Below are 26,903 nucleotides of genomic sequence, written 5' to 3' on the forward strand. Positions count from 1 at the left end.
AGAAAATTATAGAAATACAAGAGAAATTAAACAATAGACCAAGAAAAAGATTTAATTTTGAAACACCTAATTATATGTTTAATCAAAAAGTTGCATTTATAACTTGAATCCTGCTTTATAAAACATGTACTTCACAAAAAGTACTACGTTTTAATATTTTTAAAATATTTTCTTCGAATCCATTTTTCAAGGCTGATAATTATTAGAATTGAAAAAGCTACCATGGCAGAAACCCCCCATGCCTCAGCTTTTAATGGAGAGGAGTGAAACCAACGATTCATAAATGGAAAATAAACAAAAGCGGCCTGAACAAACAGTACTGTTGCAATTCCGATATAAATAAATGGATTGGAGAAAAGCCCGATTTTATTGACTGAAAAATTAAGAGATCGGCAATCAATAAGATAAAACACCTGAAATAAAACCATTGCTGTTACTGCCATTGTTTGAGCTTCCGAAATAGCCTGTGAATGTGCCATACCCATGGACAGTTCAATATTATATTCCCAAAGAAATAATCCAATTGTTCCACCTGCCATTACCAGAGAAACTAGTATCATCCTGAAAATTATCAAGGAACTTAATAACGGTTTATTGGGTTTACGTGGAGGACGATTCATTACATCGGGTTCCATTGCTTCAAGTGCAAGCGGCAATGACAAGGCAACGGCAGTTATAAGATTGATCCATAATACCTGAACAGGCTGCATTGGGATGAGTAGAATTCCCCCTTCTGAGGGAAAAAACAACACGGCAATAAAAATAACCAATCCCAATCCTATACTTGTAGGCAGAAGAAATACAATAGATTTCAAAAGGTTATCAAATACCCTTCGTCCTTCTTCAACAGCAGCCTTTATACTTTCAAAATTATCATCGGCCAGGATCATGTCTGCCGCCTCTTTGGCAACAGCTGTACCAGTGATACCCATAGCTACGCCAATATCTGCACGTTTAAGTGCAGGGGCATCATTTACACCATCTCCTGTCATGGCTACCACTTCCCCATTGGCCTGAAGTGCTTTCACAAGATTTAGTTTGTCTTCGGGGGATACCCGTGCGAAAATATTGGTGTTTTTTACAATTTCCTGAAGCTCCTGAGTGTTCAAATTCTGAAGTTCCTTTCCGGTGATAACTCTTTCTGCATTCATAAATCCAAGTTCCCTGCCTATTGCTGCGGCTGTTGCAGGATGGTCTCCGGTAATCATTTTCACCGTAATACCAGCATTATGACACGAATCTATCGCTTCTTTTACTTCCAACCTCGGAGGGTCGCTCATGGCCTGTATCCCTAAAAAAGTAAATTCGCAAAGGTCCTCTTCCATAATGAGTGCTGAATGTTTGCTATCCACCTTTCTGCAAGCAAAAGCCAATACTCTCATCCCAGTTCCCGCTAATTGTAAAGCTTCCATTCGTACCTGCTCCGTGTCAAAACTCATGAGTGACTTTTCACTATTCAATAAAAGTGGAATAACTGATTCAGGCGCACCTTTGAGGTAAATTATTTTTTCTTCGGAAGGAGACTGATGAAGAGTAGCCATTATTTTTTTTGCGGAATCAAAGGGTAATTCATCCAGTCTCGGCCATTTGTTTCTTAGTTCGTCTTCATTTATTCCAAACTTTCCGGCTACTGCTATCAGGGCAACCTCTGTAGGGTCTCCTACTGATTTCCAATGACCCTCTTTTTTATGAAGTGTTGCGTCATTGCACAGTGCTGCAGCCCTAATAAGTTCACCAATTTCTTCCTCATTCCCCTCTTCACCAGAATCGTTTTTTAAAATTTCACCATCAGTATTAATGCCTACTCCTGTAACATTGAATTTTTGCTTTCCATTCCAAAGTACCTGAACGGTCATTTCGTTAAGGGTAAGCGTTCCCGTTTTGTCTGAACAGATTACAGTAGTGCTGCCCAGGGTTTCTACAGCGTATAAATGCCTGATAATAGCTTGTCTCTTTGCCATTCGGATAATACCGATAGCTGATGCGATAGTAATTACGGCAGGCAGTCCTTCCGGGATAGCCGCTACCGCTAGAGTAATGGCAAAAAATATTGCATCTATGAATGTATAATTACGAAATATTCCTATTAGAAAAACCAAAATGCCAACAAGGATGATGGCATAGGTAATTCCCCTTGCAATTTTTTCAAGAGATTTTGTCAGCGGAGATTTTACAGATGTGGTAGTTTGAAGAAGTGCGGAAATTTTACCGATCTCGGTATTAATACCTGTCAAAACAACCACGCCTTCTGCTGTGCCAGAAGTAATCAATGTGCCGCTAAAAACCATATTCTTACGATCAGCAACTCCTGCATCTGCATCAATGATATCTGTATTTTTTTCTACTGGTAAAGATTCTCCTGTAAGGATAGATTCATTACACTGCATGTTTTTTACGAATGTGAGCCGCATATCTGCCGATACCTTATCGCCAGCCTGAAGCAATACATAATCACCGGGGACAAGTTCAGCAGCTCGGATATTCTTTTGCTTTCCATCTCTAATTACTGTAGCATTTTCCGGAATTAATTGGAGAAGCCCCTGAATGGTTTTTCCAGCCTGATACTCCTGAACAAACCCAATAATAGCATTAATAATTATAACAGAAAATACCACTATTCCGTCAGTAATTTTACCCATTGTGATAGCAAGGATGGCAGCAGCAAGGAGAACATATATAAGTGGGTTAAGAAATTGCCTTAGCAAAATTTTAAAGGCACTTTCTCTGTTTTGCCTGTGCAGTATATTGGGTCCCACCATTTTCAGAAGCTTCCCGGCTTCTGTCGAATTAAGACCTTTTGAGGAAGTATTTAAGTTCTCTAATACATGATTATAAGAAACTGAATGCCATTCTTTATTTTGCAGTAAGTCATCCATAAGAGTTTCAATTTATATTTGTTTGATTTTTTACATATAATTAAACAATTCAAAAACAGAACGTTACTAAATTTGTTTAGGTTTTGTTTTGTGGTGCCTTACAATATTTTAACAAAAAATAAGCAAGACCGAGTGCGGCAATTAATAATGCTAAACTTATAATAACATTGCTATTTGTTTGCTGTATATCTAGTGTGATTATTTTAGTTGAAATAGCAATAATTGAGATTTCTATAATTGGAACAGTAGGAATTGTATTGGATGAAATAATTAATAGCAATGCTTTTATAAGCTCATAACCTACCGCAATAATCAATATCAAATTAAATACTTCGAATAAAGTGGAAACATCAATCAATAAATAAGGGGGAGTGGTAATTTTTTTAAATTCTAAATAGATAAGATGTAATGTACCCAATATTAAAATTAAAGTCATAATGCCAATTAAAACACGAATTATATTTTTATTAATGGCTATAATTATTCTTAAAAATTTATCATCGCTCTTCATAGTATTTTTATTTAACAGATCAAAGTTGGAGATTAATTATTTCAATTTTTAAGCGTTGGCTTGTCAAATCGGCAAAAAGCCCTCCGAAAATTGATCTTAAGTTTTCGATATTTTATGCTTGTCCTCTGTATCAACTTTATAAGGGTTGTCTTTTACGCGATTAAAGTCCTGTTATTACAAGTAAATTTAGTTATAAAAATGTGTCCTTTTAGCAATATAATTGTTTTTTTTAATTAGTTGTTAGCAACAAACACAGAAACATTGGTTTGTTGGTTAGCAAAAAGTTAATCATAAGTTGTCTATGTTTTATGTTTGACAACTATGACAATTTTTTAGGCTATTTGTTTTTTGCGTAAGTTTTATTTTTCCACTTTCCACATTTTAATTGTCAGCTTAAGTTCTTAATGAGGTATATCTACAGAACGTCCGAGGAAACACAAGGAACTTTATGTTTTATCCATAAATATTACGAAAAAACTGATATTAATAAAAAATGACCGGATTTTTAATAAGTCTCTAATTGAAACAAAAAAAGCCATCATAAATCAAAATGATGGCTTTTTTGTTTCAGTAAACAGAAAATCCTACTACAAAAAACCCAAAGTTCGTTCCAAAGCCATTCCTCTAGAACCTTTTATTAAAATAGTGCTGTTTTCAATTTTAGTTTCTTTTAAATAATCTGAAAAAGTTTCAAATGTCTCGTAAAACCAAAAATTACTTTTATCAATTCTATCCTCATAAAATGCTTTTCCAATAAAATAACACTTCACTTTTTCTTCATTAAAAAGCATCGTTACAATTGCCTGATGCTCTTGTTGACTTTCCTCACCCAACTCAAACATATCTCCCAAAATCATAATCTTATTTGGATTATCTAACTGTAGGAAATTTTCGATTGCAACATTCATGCTGCTTGGGTTCGCATTATAAGCATCCAGAATAATCTGGTTTGTTCCTTTAGTTACTAATTGTGATCTGTTGTTTTCCGGAATATAACTTTCCAACGCTTCTCTGATTGCTAAATCCGCTACACCAAAATACTTTCCTATAGTAAGTGCGGCATTTATATTATTCGCGTTGTAGAGACCTATTAAATGAGATGAAATCGTAAAACCAGCATAACTAATTACTACAAAAGGATTTGCTTTTACTTCCGTAATATTTACATCCGCCTTTTCTTTATTTATTCCAAAAGAAAATGATTTTAATACTTTTGATTTTTCAACCTGAATTGGATCTTCTAAATTTATAAAAGTCAATTTTTCATTATGGAAAAGATATTGATACATTTCACTTTTCCCTTCAATCACACCTGCTACTCCGCCAAATCCTTCCAGATGTGCCTTCCCAAAATTAGTAATATAGCCATAGTCTGGCTTTGCTAATTCACAAAGAAATTCGATTTCCTTTTTATGATTGGCACCCATTTCTACAATTCCAATTTCAGTCTCCGAATTAAAAGAAAGCAAAGTCAAAGGCACTCCAATATGGTTATTTAAGTTTCCAACGGTGGATTTGATTTTATATTTTTTCGAAAGAACAACAGATATAAGTTCTTTAGTAGTTGTTTTTCCATTGCTGCCGGTAAGAGCAATTATAGGCAATTTTAGATATTCCCGATGAAACTTCGCTAATTCCTGAAGCGCTACTAAACTGTCTTCTACCAAAATAGTCCTTTGGTCAATATAATATGCTTCATTGTCAATTATTACATAAGAAGCTCCTTTTTCCAGTGCTTCTTTAGCAAATGTATTGGCATCAAAACGATCTCCTTTTATAGCTACGAATAAGGAACTGGATTCAATTTTACGAGTATCTATTGAAACCGATTTACACTTTAAAAACAAACTATGAATGCTGATTATATCCATTTAAAACTGATTTAAAAAAAAAGCCCTAATGAAAGGGCTTTTTTTATTACTTTATGAAAAATTAATTTCTGGGTGATTTTCTTTTTTCAGATTTAGCACCAACTTTTGACATTGCACATCTAAATCCAATATAGTCCGTCGCCATATCTTGAGGAAAATACCTTCTTTGTGCCGGATCTAACCAATAAGCTCTATCTCTCCAAGATCCTCCTTTATAAACTCTAACCTCATTATTTATCAAGGTAGTTCTTTTACTGGAAACATCATATTTTCTAACCATTTTTCCTAAACTATCCGTAGTGACATTGTGTTTAGGAGAATTGTACATGATTTTTTCCTGTTTTTGTTTTTCGTTGTCTGATTCAGATCCGAAATTATAATATCTGGTAGATTGTTTATCACCATCTCTGTAATTGACATTATCGCTTTTATCGAAATTTTGTCTCAAATACGTTTCTTGTTCATCAACTGGAACTTGAGCTATTTGTCCAGGGAAGTTTCTAGCTACAATTCTTCCATTACTTAAAGTATCATATTTCATATTCTCTTTAGTAACGATTTCAACCTTACCGTCTGCACCAATTTTATTTTTAGTGTATTGATTTCCTCTAAAATAATTGAAATCATTAGATTCATTATCAATCATTGGTCTGTAAACATCTTGAACCCATTCGGCAACATTCCCAGCCATATCATACAATCCAAAATCATTTGCGGGATAACTTTTTACTGCGTTGGTAATATCAGCGTTATCATCAGACCAACCAGCTATACCACCATAATCTCCATTTCCTTGTTTGAAATTGGCTAACTGATCCCCTTTGCTTTGTCTTTTTCCTGAACGAGTATAATCTCCCGACCAAGGATATTTTTTCTGTCCTTTGTAAATATTATATTCTCTTTGTCCTACATCTGCTGCAGCTGCATATTCCCATTCTGCTTCTGTAGGGAGCCTATATTCTGGAAGAATAATTCCAGAAGAGCGTTGTGCATATATGTTTTTTGCTTCTGTAACTTTCCCGTCTTTTCCAGCTTTAGGCGCTCTCGCTCCTTTTCTGCCTTTCAAAACAATCTCTTCATTACCGCCATAAGTTAGCGTTGGACTATTTAGATATGTTTCAGTACTAAAAGAACTTTCTGCTGTAACATCCTGCGTTTTAGCATTTTTCTTCAGGTAACCATTTTTTTCCAAGACAGCTTCATTTACACGATCTGTTCTCCATTTACTAAATTCAACTGCTTGAATCCAGTTTACACCAACAACAGGATAATTAGCATAAGATGGATGTCTTAAATAATTATTAGTCATCGTCTCATTGTATCCTAATCTATTTCTCCAAACTAAAGTGTCTGGTGAAGCACCTTCGTATATATTCTTATAATTTTCTTCTGTTGGCGGAAAAACTTGTTTCAACCAATCTAAATACTCTAAATACATGAAGTTTGTCACCTCAGTCTCATCCATATAAAAGGATTGAACGTGTTGTTGAGTTGGCGTATTATTCCAATCATGCATAACATCATCTTGTACTTTACCCATTGTGAAGGTACCGCCTTCAACAAACACCAAACCTGGTCCTGCTTCTTGCTTTTTAACAGCTTTCTTATTATCCACATTCCATCCGGTAGCCCTTGATGCATTTTTGGAGCTAGACTTTTTACTGCAACTAGCCAAACCTGCAATCATTAATATTGACATCATCAATCCAAAGGCCAAAATTTTGTTTAGTTTCATACTCTTTAGTAGGTAATAATTTTAAAAGTTTCGCAATATAACAATTAACCGTTAACTTGCAATATGATTTTTTAATAAATTTTATCAGAAAACCATATTACAAAAACGCAAATTTATAATATTTATTATTTACAATTACACTAAATGATTTATTTTTACTCATTAGTAACCATTCAGCCTCAATACCGTTAAGAAAAAACAATGAGAAAAGCCCTTTTAGTTTATTTATCTCTAATCCCATTTATCTCTTTTGCCCAAATTAGTGGCAATATCACCATTGAATGGTTAGAAAAAAAAGAAATTCCTATAGGGGATATTTTAATTAACGCCCCTCAATTTGGCGGTGAAAATTATTATTACGATGTCTCCAGAAAAGCGATAACCTACACCTTAAAAATATCAGAATCAGGTTCTTTTGACAAAAATGACATTCAAATTACCAATGTTGTTTACGAATCCATTTCAACATCTTCCCTAGGCGATTTAGATCCGGAAAAAATACCCAAAACGCCAAATGCTTACTTAGCAACAACGACTGCCCGAGAACTGAACTATACCTTTCTCGTGCTTTCACCGATAGTGAAAGAAAACTTTGGATACAAACGAATCAAATCATTTTCTTATAGCACAAAAAGCAGTTCCTTCAGAATCTCACAATCCAACAAAAGCAACAGCACACTATTAAATTCTGTTTTAGCTTCAGGGGATTGGTATCAATTTTATGTAGAAAAATCTGGCATTTATAAAATTTCCAAAAATTTTCTACAACAATTAGGACTTAACACAAACGGCACCGATCCAAAAAAAATGAAGATTTATGGCAATGGCGGAAAAATGCTCCCATTATCAAACAACACTTACTATCCCTCCGATTTAACTGAAAATGCTCTTGAATTTGTTGGAGAAAACGACGGCGTATTTAATGATGATGACTACATACTATTTTATGCTGAGGGATTGGACACCTGGAATGAAGAAAGCCAAACCAGTACTAATTTATACGACACAAAGTCCTATTACTATGTTACGATTGAAGGTGCTGAAGGAAAGAGAATAGCTCCAATGAATCAGCCAACAGGAAACAGCACAATCACTTTAAACACTTTTGACGATCATCAATATCACGAAATAGATCTAGTAAATATTGCGCATTTAGGCCGACAATGGTTTGGAGAATCCTTTGATATAAAACAAGAACAGGAGTTTGAATTTAATTTTCCAAATATCGAAGCATCTTCTGCTATAAAAGTAAAAACGACAGTAGCTTCAGCAGCTTTTGCTCCTACTTCATTCAAAATATCGGCAAACGGACAGGAAATAGGAAATATTCCTTTTTCAGCTTTAAACACAAATTCTGATACCGAATTTAATACCGGAACCCTGCCAAACAATGTCTCTTTTACTGGTTCAGAAAATGTAAAAATTAAATTAACTTACAATAACAATGGAGTTCCAGGATCAAAAGGATATCTTGATCATATTCGGCTTATCGCCAAAAGAAAACTTCAAGGTTACGGAAAGCAGTTTCATTTTCAATATGACTTATCAACTTCTAGCTTAGGAATTGCAACTTATTTCATATCAAACTCTACCAGTATCCCTGAGGTTTGGGATGTAACAGACTTATATAACATAACCAAAGTTGAAAATCCAAGTCAAAGTACATTTGCTTTTAAAGCAAATCTGGGCGAACTTAGAAAATACATTGTACTTGATACATCAGATTATTTGACGCCCTTGAAAAGCAGCAAAACCAAAATTGCCAATCAGAACTTAAAAGGAAAGATATTTAAAAATGCCCAAGGCCAATTTCAAGATATTGATTATGTCATTATAGCTCCCTCTTTTTTAACAGCTCAAGCAGAGAAATTAGCTGTTTTTCATCGTTCAAAATCAAATACGAATGTAAAAGTGATTTCTCTTGAATCTATCTACCAAGAATTCTCGTCAGGAAAACAAGATGTTACCGCCATAAGAAATTGCATCAAATATATTTATGAAAACGCCTCAACGCCTGAGAAAAGAATAAAATATGTCAATCTTTTTGGAGATGCCTCTTATGATTTTAAAAATCGAATAGCCAACAACACCAATATCGTTCCAATCTACCACTCCTTAAAAAGTAATACATCAGGTGAAGCTTCATTTGCTTCTGATGACTTTTTTGGTTTAATGGACGCTAGCGAAGGAAATATTGTTTCTTATTTTGGAGGAATCGATATTGCAGTTGGAAGAATGCTTGTAAATGACACTAAGCAAGCGGATGAAATGGTCAATAAAATAATAGAATACTATGATATTAAATCTTATGGTAGTTGGAGGAATAATGTTGTTTTAGTTTCTGACGACTCTGATAGAAGCTCCGATGCTAGTTTACAGAATCGACAAAATAATCTGGCTGATGCTATTGCAACTGAAAAACCATTTTTAAATGTTAATAAAATACTATTAGACTCCTACGTTCAAGAAGCTTCAGCTGGCGGATTCAGATACCCAAAAGCACGAACTGATTTTTTTAATGCTTTTGAAAAAGGGGCATTAATCTTTAATTATTTGGGTCATGGCGGCGAAGATGGCTTGTCCAGCGAACGTATTTGGGAAAAATCCGACGGCCAAAATTTAAGCAATCAATATAAATATCCCTTATTTATAACTATAACCTGCGAATTTTCTCGTTTTGACAATCCTTCCAGACCTACTGCGGGAGAATATACGTATTGGAACCCAAAAGGAGGGGCTATTGCAATGATCACAACCATCAGAGCAATTGGGCAGTATAGTGCTGAAAATTTCAACGATGTGTTGTCTAAAAATTTATTATCCTACGGCTCAAATCAATATACTTCAATTGCAGAAGCTTTACGACTCTCCAAAAACAGCAACCCAAATTCAGCAACCAATGTAGTTTTTTATATTGGCGACCCTGCGTTGATGCTTGCCATACCAAAACCAAAAATAAGTCTTACAAAAGTTAATGACATTTCGGTTTCTCAACCTATTGATGATTTCAAATCGTTATCAAAAATAAAGTTGGCAGGCGAAATTACGGACGAAAACAACAACTTATTGACAAATTATAACGGCGAACTTTCCACAACTGTTTTTGACAAAATTATTGCAAGAACAACTTTTAACAATGACGGAAGTAGTGCTCCAATAAATTTCAATGTTTTAGGAGAAACTATATTTAGAGGAAATGCATCAGTTACAAATGGTAAATTTGAGTTTAGCTTTGTAGTACCGAGAGACATCCGAATTCCATTAGCTAATGGAAGAATCAGTTTTTATGCCCAAAAAAATCAATTTTTAGAAAATGAAACTGGCTATAATACGAGCATCAAAGTAGGAGGAATAAATGAAAATGCAGTCGCAGACAATATTAGTCCAAAAGTTAAGTTATATATGAATGACGAAACTTTTGTTTCGGGCGGCACAACAAATCAATCACCTTTCCTTCTTGCTTTTCTTGAAGATGAAAACGGTATAAATACAGCTAGCGGAATAGGTCATGATATAGTTGCAATATTAGATGGAGATGTAAATAATCCTTACATCCTAAATGATTATTACCAAACAAAATTAGATGATTATACTCGCGGAACACTCCGATTTCCGTTACATAATTTAGCATCAGGATTACATACAATTACGTTCAAAGCTTGGGATGTGTATAACAATCCCATTATTATCGAAATTCAGTTTATTGTAGTTGGTGATGAAACCATAACATTGACACACGTATTGAACTACCCCAACCCATTTGTCAATTATACCGAATTTTGGTTTACACATAACAGACCCTACGAAGCCCTTGAGGTTCAGGTTCAGGTTATGACAATAACTGGAAAAGTGGTTTGGACTAAAAATCAAATCATTACAACCGAAGGATTTTTATCCAAAGATATTACTTGGGATGGTAACGATGACTTTGGAAGCAAAATTGGAAAAGGAGTTTACGTTTATAAACTTACGGTGAAATCAAGCCTGACTAATAAAAAGGTTGAAAAGTACGAAAAACTTGTAATACTTTAATAAAATATTATATTTGTCGAATCAATTTTTATACAAAAATGAAAAAAATAACTTTACTTTTTATCTGTTTTTTTATAATTTTTCTTGCAAAAGCGCAAGATAGAGTCATAACAACAGGGGTTCCGTTTTTATTAGTTTCTGCAGATGCAAGAGCCGCTGGTATGGCTGATATTGGAGTTTCATCATCGGCAGATGCCTTTTCGCAACAGTGGAATCCGGCAAAATATGCTTTTGCAATAGACAAACAAGGTTTATCCGTGAGTTATACTCCTTATCTAACTGATTTGGTAAATGATATTTCGCTGGGACAATTAACTTATTACAACAAACTCAATGAGCGAAGTGCTTTTGCCGCAAGCTTACGTTATTTTGGTTTAGGAGAAATTGAATTAAGAGAAAATGCTTTTGATGAGCCAAGAAAAGTTTCTCCAAATGAATTTGCAGTTGACGGTTCTTATTCCTTAAAACTGAGTGAACGATTTTCTATGGCAGTAGCCGGACGTTACATCCATTCCAGTTTAAAAGTAGCCTCTGATAATGGTGACGCAACACCTGCGAGTTCATTTGCTGTCGATATCGCAGGTTTTTATCAATCTGAAGAAATTGCCTATAATGAATTTAACGGAAGATGGAGAGGTGGATTTAACATTCAGAATTTGGGTCCAAAAATAAGTTATGACAACGATGAGTTCAGCACCAATTTTTTGCCAGCAAATTTAAAAATAGGAACTGGATTTGATTTCATATTTGATGATTATAACAAAGTAGCTTTAAATCTGGAGTTCAATAAATTATTAGTACCCACTCCGCAAATTCCAGGATCGCCAGTTGACACTAATAATGATGGTGATTTTAATGACCCTGAAGATATAACTCAAGCAGAACAAAATGCACAAACCTTAGATGATTATCGTTCCATCGGATGGGTTTCGGGTGTCGCTAAATCATTTGGAGATGCTCCAAATGGTTTCAGTGAAGAATTAAAAGAAGTTACTTATGCAATTGGTGCTGAATATTTATACCAAGATTCATTTGCAATGCGCATGGGATATTTTCACGAAAGTCCAGAAAAAGGAGCGCGTCAGTTTTTCTCACTTGGAGCAGGATTTAAATACAATATTGTAAAAGTAGATGTGTCTTATTTATTCTCCGCCTCGAAAGTAAAAAACCCATTAGAAAATACACTTAGATTTTCACTTACTTTTAATTTCGGTGACAAGTACGATGAATATTAGTACTATTAAAAATTTTAAATAACTATGAATCCAAATTTCAATCCCGAAACTTCGGGATGAAATTTGGATTTTTTTCCTGTAAAAAAGAATGAAAGAAATTTCCATAACAACTCAATTCACGGTTTTCGATTCGATTAAAGATTTACCACAAGACGTCTACACTTTAATGGAGGAAGCCGTTGCCATAAGAAAAAAAGCGTACGCACCGTATTCAAAATTTAGAGTCGGTGTAGCAATACTTTTAGACAACGGAAAAATTGTACTGGGCTCAAACCAAGAAAACGCTGCTTATCCTTCAGGGCTTTGTGCAGAGAGAGTCGCTATTTTTTATGCTGGATCAGTCTATCCGGATGCAAAAATTTTAAAAATGGCAATTACCGCTGCTTCAGACACTAATAAGACCATAACTCCTATTCCTCCTTGTGGTTCATGCAGACAATCTATCGCAGAATATGAAATAAAACAAGACACCCCTATCGAAATTTACTTTATGGGTGAAGAAGGCGAAGTAAACAAATCAGCATCACTAAAAAATTTACTTCCGCTCATGTTTGACAAAAAATTCCTTTAAAAAACCCAAAAACTAGTCTATAAATTTCACTTCTTAGTTGTAATGTCTTATTTTTGCTTTTCGCAAATTTGTGTGAGGAAACTATTTTGCGTTATAGGTACGAATTGATAACACAATAACGCTTAAGCAAAAGAAACAATCCAAATGAAAGAAGTTACAAAAGAGGTTTATTTAAAGTGGTATGAAGATATGCTGCTTTGGAGAAAGTTTGAGGACAAACTTGCAGCATTATACATTCAACAAAAAGTTAGAGGGTTTCTACACTTATACAATGGTCAAGAGGCAGTTCTTGCTGGTGCTTTACATGCAATGGACTTGTCGAAAGACAAAATGATTACGGCCTACAGAAATCACGTTCAACCAATAGGAATGGGTGTTGATCCAAGACGTGTAATGGCAGAACTTATGGGAAAAGTTACCGGAACCTCAAAAGGGATGGGTGGTTCGATGCATATTTTCTCCAAAGAACACCGTTTTTATGGTGGACACGGAATTGTAGGAGGCCAAATTCCAGTAGGTGCTGGTTTAGCTTTTGCTGATAAATATTTTGAAACCGGAGGAGTTACTATGACCTATTTTGGTGATGGTGCCGCTCGTCAAGGTTCATTACATGAAGCCTTTAATATGGCGATGTTGTGGAAACTTCCTGTGGTTTTTATCGTAGAAAATAACGGTTATGCTATGGGAACTTCTGTAGAAAGAACCGCTAATCATACTGATATTTGGAAACTAGGTTTAGGATACGAAATGCCTTGTGGACCTGTTGACGGTATGAATCCAGTAAAAGTTGCCGAAGCAATGACGGAAGCTATTGATAGAGCTCGTCGTGGTGATGGACCAACATTTCTTGAAATGAAAACATACCGATATAGAGGACACTCTATGTCTGACGCACAGTTATACCGTACAAAAGACGAAGTGGAAGAATACAAAAAAATTGATCCAATTACACAAGTTTTAGATGTAATCAAAGATCAAAACTATGCTACAGAAGAAGAAATTGAAGCTATCGACCAAAGAGTAAAAGATTTAGTGGAAGAATGTGTAAAATTCGCTGAAGAATCTCCTTACCCTGAAATCCAACAATTATACGATGTAGTATACGATCAAGAAAACTATCCATTTTTACCTCATAAACTATAAATCAATTATGGCAACAATTATAACAATGCCTCGTTTGAGCGATACGATGACGGAAGGAACGGTAGCGACTTGGCTAAAAAAAGTAGGTGACAAAATCAGTGAAGGTGATATCCTTGCAGAAATTGAAACCGACAAAGCAACTATGGAATTTGAGTCTTTCAATGAAGGAACTCTTTTATATATAGGTATCCCGGAAGGAGAAACTGCACCTGTAGATTCTTTACTGGCAATTATAGGAAATGAAGGCGAAGATATTTCAGCTTTAATAGCTGGAAAATCAACTCCTGCAACTGAAGAAGCTAAACCTGCAACTGAAGAAACAACAACTGCTCCTGAAGTTAAAAGTTCAGAGACAACAACTGCTACTCCTGTAGCAGTAGCATCAGCATCACTTCCTAAAGGAGTTGTGGTAGTTACTATGCCTCGTCTAAGTGATACAATGACCGAAGGAACTGTAGCAACTTGGTTGAAAAAAGTAGGCGATAAAGTTGCCGAAGGTGACATTCTTGCTGAAATCGAAACGGATAAAGCAACGATGGAATTTGAATCTTTTAATGAAGGAACATTATTGTATATAGGAATTCAAGAAGGAAATTCCGCTCCCGTTGATAGTCTATTGGCTATTATCGGACCTGAAGGAACTGACATTAGCGGTATTGCTGAAAATTATAAAACAGGTGGAGCACCACAAGCTCCCGCTGCAACTGAAGAAGCAAAATCAGCGACAGCTGAAAAAGCAGAACCAATTGTGCAAGAAGCATCAACTGATGGACAACGAATTTTAGCATCGCCATTAGCAAAGAAAATTGCAAGTGATAAAGGAATTCAATTGACACAAGTGAAAGGTTCTGGTGAAAATGGACGTATCGTAAAAAGTGATATCGAAAACTTTACTCCTCAAGCTGCTTCTACTCCTACTACTGAAGCATCTGCATCTGCACCAGCAAAAACAGAAACAGAAACTATAGCGGCACCAAAAGTATTTGTTCCCGCAGGAGAAGTTTTTACAGAAGAAATCAAAAATTCGCAAATGCGAAAAATAATCGCTAAACGTTTGGCAGAATCTTTATTTACTGCACCTCATTATAACTTAACAATTGAAGTTACAATGGATGAAGCGATGAAATCAAGAGCAATAATAAACAGCGTACCTGATACAAAAGTATCATTTAACGACATGGTTATTAAAGCTTGTGCGATGGCTTTGAAAAAACATCCGAAAATTAATTCTCAATGGAAAGAAGAGGCTATCACCATAAACCACCATGTGAATGTTGGTGTAGCAGTGGCTGTTGAAGACGGATTAGTAGTTCCCGTATTGAAATTCACTGATGCCATGAGTTTGTCTCAAATTGGCGGAAGCGTTAGAGATCTTGCCGGAAGAGCTAAGAACAAAAAATTACTACCAACTGAAATGGAAGGAAGTACTTTTACTGTCTCTAACCTCGGAATGTTTGGAATTGTTGAATTCAACTCTATTATCAACCAACCTAATTCTGCCATCCTTTCTGTAGGGGCAATTGTAGAAAAACCGGTGGTTAAAAATGGTCAAATTGTTGTTGGTAATACAATGATGCTTTCTTTAGCTTGCGATCATAGAACAATTGATGGCGCAACCGGAGCGCAATTTTTACAAACATTGAAACAATTCATAGAAAATCCAGTTACAATGCTTGCATAATAACTAGGTTTTTAAAATACAAATCCCGTCTTGTTTAAAAACTCGACGGGATTTTTTATTTATTCTTAGCCTCAATCCAACGAGACATGTATTTCGTACTGCTCAATGTATGATGTTGCAACATTGTTCCAATAAAATTACTTAATCGGTGTTGTTGCAAATTAGCTTGCAAAGCTAAAATATACTTGTTGAAATCTTCCACAAACATCGCATTTGAATACCTCTGATTGACAATAACCAATCCATTATATTGGGCTTCAAGCCAACTTTTTTTATCATTGTACAATTGCACTGCCTCATCCGCAAAAACTTGTGGATTATCGGTAATAAAGCCATTCCAGGGTAAATCACCATGCATTGATTCGGCTCCAATAGTAGTCGTTACACTTGGCGTTCCGCACTGCATTGCTTCTATTAATTTTCCTTTCACACCAGCACCAAATCGCAAAGGCGCTAAAACAACACGAGAATTAGAAACCACTTCTTGCGCTTTAGTAGCACGACCTTTTATTAAAAATCCTTCTTTTGGCTGATGCAACTGCAACACTTTTTGCGAAGGATAAGCACCATAAATATTCATAACAGCTTCAGGAAGTTGTTTTCTAATAAGTGGCCAAATAGTTTCTTTTAGATATTGAACGGCATTCCAATTGGGTTCATGAAGAAAATTTCCGACGAAAACAAAATCTTCCCTTTCTTCAAAAGACGGTAATTTTTCGAAAGCGGAGTTAGTTATTGGCTCTAATAAAAAAGGCAAATAATACAGTAGTGCTTTATCAATTTTAAATGTAGTCGTGAGCAATTCAATCTCAAATTCAGAAATCATTAAAGATAAATCACATCTCAAAATACTAGCAATTTCTCGTTTTGCCACTCCTTCAACCATTAAATCCGAAGTCTGAAACAACCGATTTTCTTTGAATGCTTTTTGGCGTGCCAAACGCAAACAGTGCAGATCTTCTGTATCTAGTAATCGCAGGGCATTTGGACAATTTTCAGCAACTCGCCAGCCAAATTGTTCTTCCATCATAAAACGATCGAACAAAACTACGCTTGGATTTAACTCTTTTACAAAAGCATCAAAACTGGAACAATTTAAAGCAATTGATTGTTTATCGACACCATATTCCGCCAAATTCACCATAAAATCACTGTCTTGGGCCGGACTCGCAAAGATTACGCTATATCCTTGTTCTTTGAATAGTGAAATCAATTGGAGCATCCTTCCTCCTGCCGCGGACGAATTTGGCTCAGGCCACACAAAACCAATAATTAAAAGTTGTTGCACTAGATTCTTATTTGAATAAAATTATACCTGCAAAATAATACTATTTTAATGGCAATTCCTTTGTTTTGAATAAAAATCACGAAGAAAACACTAATTTTGCAGCTAAATAAATACCAATATCATGCTAGGTTTAAAATTAGCCACAGACCCGCGCTGGGTAAATATAGTCGAATCCAACATAGAAGAAATCCTGACCGATCACGCTTGGTGCGAGCAAAAAGCCGCGTCAAATGCAATAAGTTTAGTGACTTATAATTCTGAATTAGAGGAATTGGTTACTGAAATGTTGATTATAGCGAAAGAAGAATTAGATCATCTCCAATTGGTTCACAATTTAATAAAAAGTAAAGGGTTGACTTTAGGACGCGAAAGGAAAGACCACTATGTAAATGAACTCTTCAAATTCATGAAAAAAGATGGAAGCAGAAGAGATGCCTTATGCGACCGTTTGTTATTTTCAGCGATGATTGAAGCTAGAAGTTGCGAACGATTTAAAGTTCTTTCGGAAAACATAAAAGACCCCGAATTATCCAAATTTTATCGTGATTTGATGATTTCTGAAGCTGGACATTACACTACTTTTCTTGGTTTTGCCAAAAAATATGTTGATAATTTAGATATTGACAAACGCTGGCAGGAATGGATAGACTTTGAAACTTCAATTATTGTTAACTACGGAAAAAATGAAACCGTACATGGGTAATATTCCCTATTAAGATTTAGATAAATTCCATACTATTTTAAAAAAAAAACAGGATGCGTTTCGGCATCCTGTTTTTTTGTTTATATCCTCTAAATTATTTAACAATCATAAACTCTGAACGTCTGTTTAAGGCATATTCTAATTCTGTACATTTATCTTGGCAATCTATTTTAGGCGCTGATTCTCCATATCCCTTTCCTGATATCCTATCCACATTGATGCCTTTAGAAATAATATAAGCAACAGTTGATTTAGCTCTTCTTTCTGACAGACCTAAATTATATTCATCAGTACCTCTGGTGTCAGTATGGGATTTAACATAAATAACTATTTTCTGATTTTGAGACATGACGTAGACTAATTTATCCAATTCGGCAGCGCCTTGAGGGGTAATCTTGCTTTTGTTATTATCAAAATAAATTGGGTTTAATATAATTTCTGTTTCTGTTACGGTCATTTCAATTGGATCAATAAACACATCCATGGTCGTACGTACTCCCTTTTCAATCTTAGCAACTGGGAAAGATTTAGTAACAAAGCCATCTTTATAAACATCAACAGAAAATTGTCTTTGGCAATCAGTACTATATAAAACTTCTCCTTTATCATTCGTTATCTTGGTGTCTAAAACATTTTTATCGGCATCTAAAAAAACTACTCTGGAATTAGCCAATAACGCATTAGTTTTAGCATTTTTTACGATGGCAAGCATCTCTGATTTACATACTGGAATTGCATTATAGATATTATCCATCCCCGATCTATTACTTGACAAATACCCGATGTTTTTTTCTTTATTAAATGTAAATGAAAAATCATCTTTTTCTGTATTGACAGGGCTTCCCATATTGTTTGGCGCCTCATTTTTATTTAAATCCGCAGAAAAAACATCTAAACCACCAAAGCCAACTAAACCATTTGAAGAGAAATATAAAATCCCGTCATCAGATATAAATGGAAAATTCTCATCACCAACTGTGTTTATTTTATCACCAAGATTTTCAGGTGTTCCAAAGGTACCATCAGAATTTACGAACACTTTCCAAATATCCGTACCTCCGACTGAACCAGCCATATTAGAAGCAAAATAAAGCGTCTTTCCTTCCTTGTCTATAGATGGATTACCGGTAGAATACTCTTTACTATTGAATGGAAGTGGAGTTATTGAGGTCCATTTTCCGTCAACCTTAACAGCCTTGTACAAACTAACTTGTCCGAACTTCAATTTTTTTGCCTTATCTTTTACAAATAATTTTTCATTGAAACTTTCACTTGAAAAGTAAATCGTATTCCCATCTTTAGTCATCGTCAATGGACCTTCATGGTATACTGTGTTTAATTCTGAAATTTCAGTTGGTTCTGAATATGTTCCATCTGTTTCATTATAATTAGACTGATATAAATCTAAAAAAGGTTCATTATTCCATCCGTAAATTTTAGTACCCATATTTCCTGCACTAGCAAAATAAAGCGAATTGCCATAGAGAACCGCCCCAAAATTCGATTTTTCAGAATTTACGGTTATTCTATTTATATCAAATAGCTTTTCTATATTTTTTAGCTTGACAAGATAATCCGGATTATTATTGAATTCTATTGCTCTTCGATCATTTGGTGACATAGCAACAAACACTGTCATTTGTTTATCTGATTCTAGATATTTGCCATTTGATTTTAACATCTGAGCATAATTGTAATAGGTCTCCAAATCTTGTTTAGATTCAACGGCTTTCGAATACCATTTTTCGGATTCAACTGTATTAGACATATTATAATAACAATCCCCTAATTTCTTATAAACATAAGGGTCAGAAGTTCCTTTTTCAACTAAAGATAAATACTCCTTAGCAGCTGAAGCATATTCGTATCTGTCAAAAAGTTTATCAGCGTTCTTAGTATATTTATTTTGTGCTGTTAGTGAAATATTAGTTAGCACTAAAAACAACAGTATAGTAATTTTTTTCATTGATTGCAAAGTTTAATATTAGAAAAATCTTGGAGAACGTGAAACTTTTTTCGGAACAAATAAATCATATAACAAAATAAATTCATGAGAGGAAGGCGTGATTACTTTCAAATCTGAAACAATGTGATCATAAGCATAACCTATTCTCAACTCAGGTGTAACCGCAAAATTTACCATCCCACCAAAACTATCCTGCAATCTGTAAGTAGCGCCTATTTCGAATTTTTCTTTGTATAAAAAATTTGCCGAAACATCTAAGGAAGGAGTCACGTTAAATGCAGATTTCAACATCATCGAAGGTTTAAATTTTAGTTCATAATTAACGTCAAATACATATCCCGCTGTCAAAAAATAATGAGATACATCGGAGCCATATTCACGACCATTATAATCTAAATGTGCTGATTTTGCTAAATTCGGGATGGAAAAAGCTACGTAATAATTATCCGTGTAATAGAAAGCCCCTACTCCTAAATTTAATGAAGCATCATTAATATCTTCTCCAAATATTCCTTCAGAAGGGTCTGGTAATGTCGATTGGATATCACGTAAACCTACTTGATGAAAGGAAACTCCAGCCTTCACACCCAAAGCCAATCGATTGGTTTCATTTAGCTGCAGAGTATATGAAAAATCTCCAAATACATTTTGTTCCGTTACTGGTCCAATCTTATCTGATATAAAAGACAAACCTAGTCCAACATTATTTCCTATTGGCGCATGTCCAGAAAAAGTAAACGATGTCGGAGCGTCTTCTATGTTTACCCACTGTTTTCTATACAATGCTCCAAAAGAAATACTTTCTTTTGAGCCAGCGTAAGCAGGATTTACGACATTCATATTATACATATATTGAGTATAATGAGGGTTCTGTTGCGCATTTGAATCTATAAAGGCAATAAGAACCAAAAGAGAGGTCAAAAATATTTTATTCATATCTATTTGTTTTTCGTTTTATTCGTCCAGAACATTTGTGGACTTCAAAACTCAATTAATTTATTATTTTTCTCTGATTAGATATATCCAACCTGTTTTTGCTTGGCCTCCGTTCATTTCTATTACATAGTAATATGTTGCACTTGGAAGATCATCGCCTTTATCAGATTGCCCTTTCCATTGGTCTGTATAATTAGATTGGCTGTAAACTTTTATGCCATATCTGTCAAATATCTCTAATTTTTTTACATCCAACAATCTTAAATCAAAGTTGTCATTCGATCCGTTACCATCAGGTGAAATTCCTTTTTGAATATTACAAGTAATCGTTTCAACTGTAATACCCTTTATAGTTTGACAACCTGTTGATGTTGATGTAATTGTTAAAGTATAATTTAAAGGAAAAAGTTCTTTTTCAGAAGTTGAAGAAAGTAAAGCCGATACATTTAAAATATTAGAATTTATCCCTATAGTTGCGCCTGTACTGTCCTTCCATGCATAGTCCACGTTATTTGGATCGTACGAATTAGATAATGGAGTAGCTGTCAACACATAATCTTTATCTTCACAATTTCCATTAATTTCAAATTGGATTTGCGGTGGAATTGGATTTATAGTTTGTATTGAACTAGTTGAACAAGAACCTAAAGTAGCTATTACTGTATATTTTCCAGTGGGAGCAGTTACAACATTCCCTGAAATTGAAACTCCTAATGATGGATTTATCGCATAAGTATAAGAGGCATCATAATTACTTATAGTAAAACTTCCTGTCGTGACACTACAGGTCGGTTGTTTAATTATTACTAATATAGGGGTTAACGGTAAAGGATTTACTGTATTGGTTATTCCTGTACTTGTTGCAGTACAACCAAACGCGGTAGTAACTATAACATCAACAACTTGTCCGTTAGTTAAACTTGTTGTTGGATATGTTGGTGATGTGCCATTTTGAACACTAGAACCATTTACTCTGAAATTATAATTTGTTCCTCCCGTTGCTGTAAAAATAACCGAAGTACCAGAACAAAAAGTATTATCACCATCATTACTTGACAATGTAGATATGGGTAAAGCATTTACTGTAACTGTAGCCGTTATAGTACAACCATTACTGTTTTTATACTTTATTAAACTCGTCCCGGCCGAAATCCCAGTTACTACTCCTGAATTATCTACTATTGCAACTCCTGTCGAAGCAGATGTCCAAGGAGTTGTAACATCCGCCGTTGCTGACCCGCTTAATGCTGTTGTTGCACCTATACAAACATTTAAAGAACCTGTTATTATTGGTAAAGCATTTACTATAACTGTTGTCGTTATAGTACAACCATTATTGTTTTTATATGTTATTAAACTCGTCCCAGTTGAAACCCCAGTTACTACTCCTGAACTATTTACCGTTGCAACTCCTGTCGAAGCAGATGTCCAGGGAGATGTAGCGTCTGCCGTAGCAGAACCGGTTAATGTGGTTGATGTACCTACGCAAACACTTAAAGTACCTGTTATGGTTGGCAAATCATTTACTGTAACGGTTGCCGTTATAGTGCAACCATTACTATTTTTATACGTTATTAAACTCGTCCCAGCTGAAACCCCAGTTACTACTCCTGAACTACTTATTGTTGCAACAGCTGTCGAAGCAGATGTCCAAGGAGCTGTAGCGTCTGCCGTAGCAGAACCGGTTAATGTGGTTATTGCACCTATACAAACATTTAACGTACCTGTTATGGTTGGTAAATCAACTGTTACTGTTGCCGTTATAGTACAACCATCAATGTTCTTGTACGTTATTAAACTCGTCCCAGCTGAAACCCCAGTTACTACTCCTGAACTACTTACCGTTGCAACAGCTGTCGAAGCAGATGTCCAAGGAATTGTAGCGTCTGCCATAGCTGACCCGGTTAATGTGGTGTTTGCACCTATACAAACACTTAAAGTACCAGTTATTATTGGCAAAGCATTTACTGTAACTGTTGCCGTTATAGTACAACCATTGCTGTTTTTATACGTTATTAAACTCGTCCCTGCAGAAACCCCGGTTACTACTCCTGAAATGCTTATTGTTGCAACTCCTGTCGAAGCAGATGTCCAGGGAGATGTGGCGTCTGCCGTAGCCGAACCGGTTAATGTGGTTATTGCACCTACACAAACACTTAAAGTACCTGTTATGGTTGGCAAAGCATCTACAGTAACAGTTGCCGTTATAGTACAACCATTACTGTTTTTATACGTTATTAAACTCGTCCCAGCTGAAACCCCAGTTACTACTCCTGAATTATTTACTGTTGCAACTCCTGTCGCAGCAGATGTCCAAGGAGTTGTAGCGTCTGCCGTAGCTGAACCGGTTAATGTGGTTATTGCTCCTATACAAACATTTAAAGTACCTGTTATGGTTGGTAAATCAACTGTTACTGTTGCCGTTATAGTACAACCATCACTGTTCTTGTAAGTTATTAAACTCGTCCCAGCTGAAACCCCAGTTACTATTCCTGAACTACTTACCGTTGCAACAGCTGTCGAAGCAGATGTCCAAGGAGTTGTAGCGTCTGCCGTAGCCGAACCGGTTAATGTGGTTGTTGCACCTATACAAACAGTTAAAGTACCTGTTATTATTGGTAAAGCATTTACTATAACTGTTGCCGTTATAGTACAACCATTACTGTTTTTATACGTTATTAAACTCGTCCCACCCGAAACACCAGTTACTACTCCCGAACTACTTACCGTTGCAACAGCTGTCGAACCAGATGTCCAAGGAGTTGTAGCGTCTGCCGTAGCTGAACCAGTTAAGGTGGTTATTGCACCTACACAAACACTTAAAGTACCTGTTATGGTTGGCAAAGCATCTACAGTAATAGTTGCCGTTATAGTACAACCATTACTGTTTTTATACGTTATTAAACTCGTACCGGCCGAAATCCCAATTACTACTCCTGAACTATTTATTGTTGCAACAGCTGTCGAAGCAGATGTCCAAGGAGTTGTGGCGTCTGCCGCAGCGGAACCGGTTAATGTCGTTGTTTCACCTAAACAAACACTTAAAATACCAGTTATTATTGGTAAAGCATTTACTGTAACTGTTGTCGTTATAGTACAATCATTACTGTTTTTATACGTTATTAAACTCGTCCCAGCTGAAACCCCAGTTACTATTCCTGAACTACTTATTGTTGCAACAGCTGCCGAAGCAGATGTCCAGGGAGATGTAGCGTGTGACGTAGCCGAACCAGTTAACGTTGTTATTGCACCTACACAAACACTTAAAGTACCTGTTATGGTTGGCGAATCATTTACTGTAACTGTTGCCGTTATAGTACAACCATTACTGTTTTTATACGTTATTAAACTCGTCCCAGTTGAAACCCCAGTTAATACTCCTGAACTACTTATTGTTGCTATAGTTGTCGAAGCAGATGTCCAAGGAGTTGTAGCGTCTGCCGTAGCTGAACCGGTTAATGTGGTTGTTGCACCTACACAAACAATTAAAACACCTGTTATTGTTGGCAAAGCATTTACAGTAACAGTTGCCGTTATGGTACAACCGTCACTGTTCTTGTACGTTATTAAACTCGTCCCAGCTGAAACCCCAGTTACTACTCCTGAACTACTTACCGTTGCAACAGCTGTCGAAGCAGATGTCCAAGGAATTGTAGCGTCTGCCATAGCGGACCCGGTTAATGTGGTGTTTGCACCTATACAAACACTTAAAGTACCAGTTATTATTGGCAAAGCATTTACTGTAACTGTTGCCGTTATAGTACAACCATTGCTGTTTTTATACGTTATTAAACTCGTCCCTGCAGAAACCCCGGTTACTACTCCTGAAATGCTTATTGTTGCAACTCCTGTCGAAGCAGATGTCCAGGGAGATGTGGCGTCTGCCGTAGCCGAACCGGTTAATGTGGTGGTTGCGCCTGTACAAATACTTAAAGTACCTGTTATAGTTGGCAAAGCATATATTGTTAACTTTACTGCAGTACGAGTATTGCTTGGACAAAGTGTTGTTATATTCTTGGCTTCCGCATAATAAGTAATTGTTCCTAATGCGCTTAAAGAAGGATCTGGTACTACATTCCCTCCAGTTGGCAAATCATACCAAACTATTGATTCCCCTGATTGAGCTGTCGCTGTAGCGGTTAAAGTTTGTATTGGTGACGAAACACATTCAGCCTGAGAACTTGCTGTTGGAGCTAAAGGAGAAATATAAAATGTTACTTCTATATCAGCCGTAGAGGGTGGGCAAACACCATTCGAAATAGTCCAAGTGAAAACATATGTTCCTTCGACATTAACTGTAGCAGTGGATGTTCCGCTATTCACATCGCTAAAATTCACCAAACCTGGTCCTAAACTTTTTGACCAAACACCGGTCCCTATAGTGGGAGTATTACCTCCAAGTGGATCACTAGATAATGTACATTTAGACTGATCAATACCTACGGTCGCCACTGTTGGATTTTCATTCAAATTAACCGAAATACTTGCCGTTTTGTAACAAGGAATCAGCGCATCTGCCGAAACAACCACTGGGTTTGGGTCTTTTATATTATAATCAATAACACCGTTTCCATAATCAGCAGGATTGCTTAGTTCAGGACTTAAAAAGGAATTTGTAACTATATCATCTTGCATAGTCAAGGCAAAAAACTTAATGTCCCCAACCGTATAGCCTATTAAAGACTTTAGCACTTCTACTTCAAAACCCAAATTATAATCGGCAATCCCTGAATTACCATTATTAACTCCCATTACAGTGGGCGGAGTTACTGTTGGCACATTCCCTATATTAACTTTTGTGGAATTTCCAGTTTTCAATTCGATAATATCCGCGACATAATTTATCCCTCCGCCATCTGTTGAAAGCACAAGACAATAATCCGCTTGAAAATAAGAATCAAAAGTACTTGGCGTTAAATCATTACTAAAATAATTGAACCCCACCATAGATGGATCTGCTACATCTCCAAAATTTGACCTATTAAAACCTCCTGGCTTTGTATCCAGAAATAACAACATACTACTACTATTATTATCTATTTTTCCCGCTATCCCAAAAACTAACTTATCTTCGGTTGGACTAATTTTAATGGAATTAATATACCCGTTTAATGCATTCGGAGATAAAGAAGCGGAAAGTATATTATCTTCCATGGCACCTTTTCCCCAAGCAGTTTCTGTTATATTTCCGTCAAAATTTACAGCATACCGCGTTCTAACCCTAACTACTTGACCTTTAGTTAATGTAGTTGTTTTAAATTCCCTATTTGTGGACATTCCTTGTACTACTGTTCCATCAACTGAAAATTCAAATAAATCAGCACCATCAATGGCAGTAAATATAATTTGGGTCCCTTCACAAATAGAGGCATCTTCTGGAAAAGCTTTCAAAGTAACTGCCGGCGGTGCTGTATAAACTGAAGCAACTACAGGGACCCTAACACTATAATCAGCAATACCAGCATGGGCGCGCACGTAATAGGTTGTAGTTTGACTTATACTTGGACTATATATAGATCCCACATGCAACTTAGCGCTAGACGTTTGACTCGAAAACCATTCGATCACATCACCACTCCCTCCAGACGCAGCCATAGATACTTTCACAGTCGGGTCAGTGTCTTCCTTACAAGCGCTACCTGCAGTTGTCTGCGGCGGCGGTATAATGGCTGTGGTTTTTGCAGTTTTTAATAATTTATTAGATTTTTTAATAGTATCCCTTAAATTAACAGTTAAAGACCACTCTAAGTCTATTTTAGAAATATTTAAAGTTCGTTCGAAATCTCTAGCGCTAACTTTATTTCCTAAAAACGAAAAAAATAATAAAAATAAAAGTAATTTATTTTTCATAAAATGAATTTTGTTGTTAATATATCATTACTAATAATTCTAAATAAACGATTAATAATTTAAAAAAAATAAAAGTAAAGTTTTATTTTGGTTTAGTCAATAAAAAATTAATATATAATTAACAATACTATAAACAAATATGATGTAGGTTTTACGCTGAGAATTAATAGTTCACAAAAAAAATAACAATTAGATTAGTCCACTTTCTCTATTTTCCACAAAAAGTCCTAACGCAAAAAAATCCTCATCAAATGAATGATAAGGATTTAATAGAATCTGACACAAGTTCTGACTAAAGAAAGGCGACGAACCAAGGCGTTAGCCTTGCACGTGGTAGCGCTTTAAAACAAAAAATCCTCATCAAATGAATGATGAGGATTCTTTAAAGAAAGGCGACGACATACTCTCCCACATAACTGCAGTACCATCTGCGCAGGCGGGCTTAACTACTCTGTTCGGGATGGGAAGAGGTGAGCCCCGCCGCAATAACCACCTTAAGAGGTTA

General features: G+C 35.6%; 14 protein-coding genes, 1 rRNA gene and 1 pseudogene. 7 read left to right on the forward strand and 9 right to left on the reverse strand.

Annotated features, from left to right (window positions below; translation table 11 throughout):
- A pseudogene (locus ACFX5E_RS16295) lies at positions 1-107 on the forward strand (IS30 family transposase); the annotation flags it as partial.
- 36 nt (positions 108-143) lie between these two features.
- Here ACFX5E_RS16295 and ACFX5E_RS15915 read toward each other — a convergent pair.
- From ACFX5E_RS15915 to gldJ, 4 genes are all read right to left on the reverse strand, one after another.
- On the reverse strand, positions 144-2,876 hold the full coding sequence (locus ACFX5E_RS15915) for a cation-translocating P-type ATPase (RefSeq protein ID WP_379856153.1): 2,733 nt from the start codon (positions 2,874-2,876) through the stop codon (positions 144-146).
- A 76-nt stretch (positions 2,877-2,952) separates the two neighbouring features.
- A complete protein-coding gene (locus tag ACFX5E_RS15920) occupies positions 2,953-3,387 on the reverse strand; it encodes a phosphate-starvation-inducible PsiE family protein (protein ID WP_379856154.1) in 435 nt (144 codons plus the stop codon).
- 587 nt (positions 3,388-3,974) lie between these two features.
- On the reverse strand, positions 3,975-5,258 hold the full coding sequence (locus ACFX5E_RS15925; protein WP_379856155.1) for a UDP-N-acetylmuramoyl-tripeptide--D-alanyl-D-alanine ligase: 1,284 nt from the start codon (positions 5,256-5,258) through the stop codon (positions 3,975-3,977).
- Positions 5,259-5,319: 61 nt separating this feature from the next.
- The gene (gene gldJ / locus ACFX5E_RS15930) at positions 5,320-6,993 is read right to left on the reverse strand and encodes a gliding motility lipoprotein GldJ (protein WP_379856156.1); all 1,674 of its coding nucleotides are present in this window, start codon (positions 6,991-6,993) and stop codon (positions 5,320-5,322) included.
- Between the two features lie 201 nt (positions 6,994-7,194).
- Here gldJ and porU point away from each other — a divergent pair, with 201 nt between their 5' ends.
- The 5 genes from porU to ACFX5E_RS15955 all read left to right on the forward strand — a co-directional run bounded on the left by porU (position 7,195) and on the right by ACFX5E_RS15955 (position 15,655).
- Positions 7,195-11,025 (forward strand): type IX secretion system sortase PorU, encoded by a 3,831-nt coding sequence (porU, locus tag ACFX5E_RS15935; RefSeq protein WP_379856157.1) that lies wholly within the window; start codon positions 7,195-7,197, stop codon positions 11,023-11,025.
- 38 nt (positions 11,026-11,063) lie between these two features.
- A complete protein-coding gene (gene porV, locus ACFX5E_RS15940; protein ID WP_379856158.1) occupies positions 11,064-12,260 on the forward strand; it encodes a type IX secretion system outer membrane channel protein PorV in 1,197 nt (398 codons plus the stop codon).
- Positions 12,261-12,348: 88 nt separating this feature from the next.
- Complete coding sequence (gene cdd / locus ACFX5E_RS15945; RefSeq protein WP_379856159.1) at positions 12,349-12,831, forward strand: cytidine deaminase; 483 nt, start codon at positions 12,349-12,351, stop codon at positions 12,829-12,831.
- A gap of 144 nt (positions 12,832-12,975) precedes the next feature.
- Positions 12,976-13,974, forward strand: a complete 999-nt coding sequence (gene pdhA, locus ACFX5E_RS15950) for a pyruvate dehydrogenase (acetyl-transferring) E1 component subunit alpha (RefSeq protein WP_196849491.1) — start codon at positions 12,976-12,978, stop codon at positions 13,972-13,974.
- Positions 13,975-13,981: 7 nt separating this feature from the next.
- A complete protein-coding gene (locus tag ACFX5E_RS15955) occupies positions 13,982-15,655 on the forward strand; it encodes a pyruvate dehydrogenase complex dihydrolipoamide acetyltransferase (RefSeq protein WP_379856160.1) in 1,674 nt (557 codons plus the stop codon).
- Positions 15,656-15,710: 55 nt separating this feature from the next.
- Here the strand turns inward: ACFX5E_RS15955 and ACFX5E_RS15960 are convergent, their stop codons facing one another.
- Positions 15,711-16,943: a glycosyltransferase gene (locus tag ACFX5E_RS15960; protein ID WP_379856161.1), complete on the reverse strand. Its 1,233-nt coding sequence runs from the start codon at positions 16,941-16,943 to the stop codon at positions 15,711-15,713.
- 121 nt (positions 16,944-17,064) lie between these two features.
- Between ACFX5E_RS15960 and ACFX5E_RS15965 the strand changes: the two genes are divergently transcribed.
- Positions 17,065-17,646 (forward strand): MiaE family protein, encoded by a 582-nt coding sequence (locus ACFX5E_RS15965; protein WP_379856162.1) that lies wholly within the window; start codon positions 17,065-17,067, stop codon positions 17,644-17,646.
- Positions 17,647-17,740: 94 nt separating this feature from the next.
- Here the strand turns inward: ACFX5E_RS15965 and ACFX5E_RS15970 are convergent, their stop codons facing one another.
- The 4 genes from ACFX5E_RS15970 to rrf form a co-directional block, all read right to left on the reverse strand.
- Positions 17,741-19,612 (reverse strand): OmpA family protein, encoded by a 1,872-nt coding sequence (locus ACFX5E_RS15970; RefSeq protein ID WP_379856163.1) that lies wholly within the window; start codon positions 19,610-19,612, stop codon positions 17,741-17,743.
- A gap of 18 nt (positions 19,613-19,630) precedes the next feature.
- Positions 19,631-20,548: a PorP/SprF family type IX secretion system membrane protein gene (locus ACFX5E_RS15975; RefSeq protein WP_379856164.1), complete on the reverse strand. Its 918-nt coding sequence runs from the start codon at positions 20,546-20,548 to the stop codon at positions 19,631-19,633.
- A gap of 63 nt (positions 20,549-20,611) precedes the next feature.
- Positions 20,612-26,398: a T9SS type B sorting domain-containing protein gene (locus ACFX5E_RS15980; protein ID WP_379856165.1), complete on the reverse strand. Its 5,787-nt coding sequence runs from the start codon at positions 26,396-26,398 to the stop codon at positions 20,612-20,614.
- A 387-nt stretch (positions 26,399-26,785) separates the two neighbouring features.
- Positions 26,786-26,895: ribosomal RNA gene (rrf, locus tag ACFX5E_RS15985) — 5S ribosomal RNA — on the reverse strand.
- Between the last annotated feature and the right edge of the window lie 8 nt (positions 26,896-26,903).

The organism is Flavobacterium xylosi, assembly GCF_042787345.1.
Classification (GTDB): domain Bacteria; phylum Bacteroidota; class Bacteroidia; order Flavobacteriales; family Flavobacteriaceae; genus Flavobacterium; species Flavobacterium xylosi.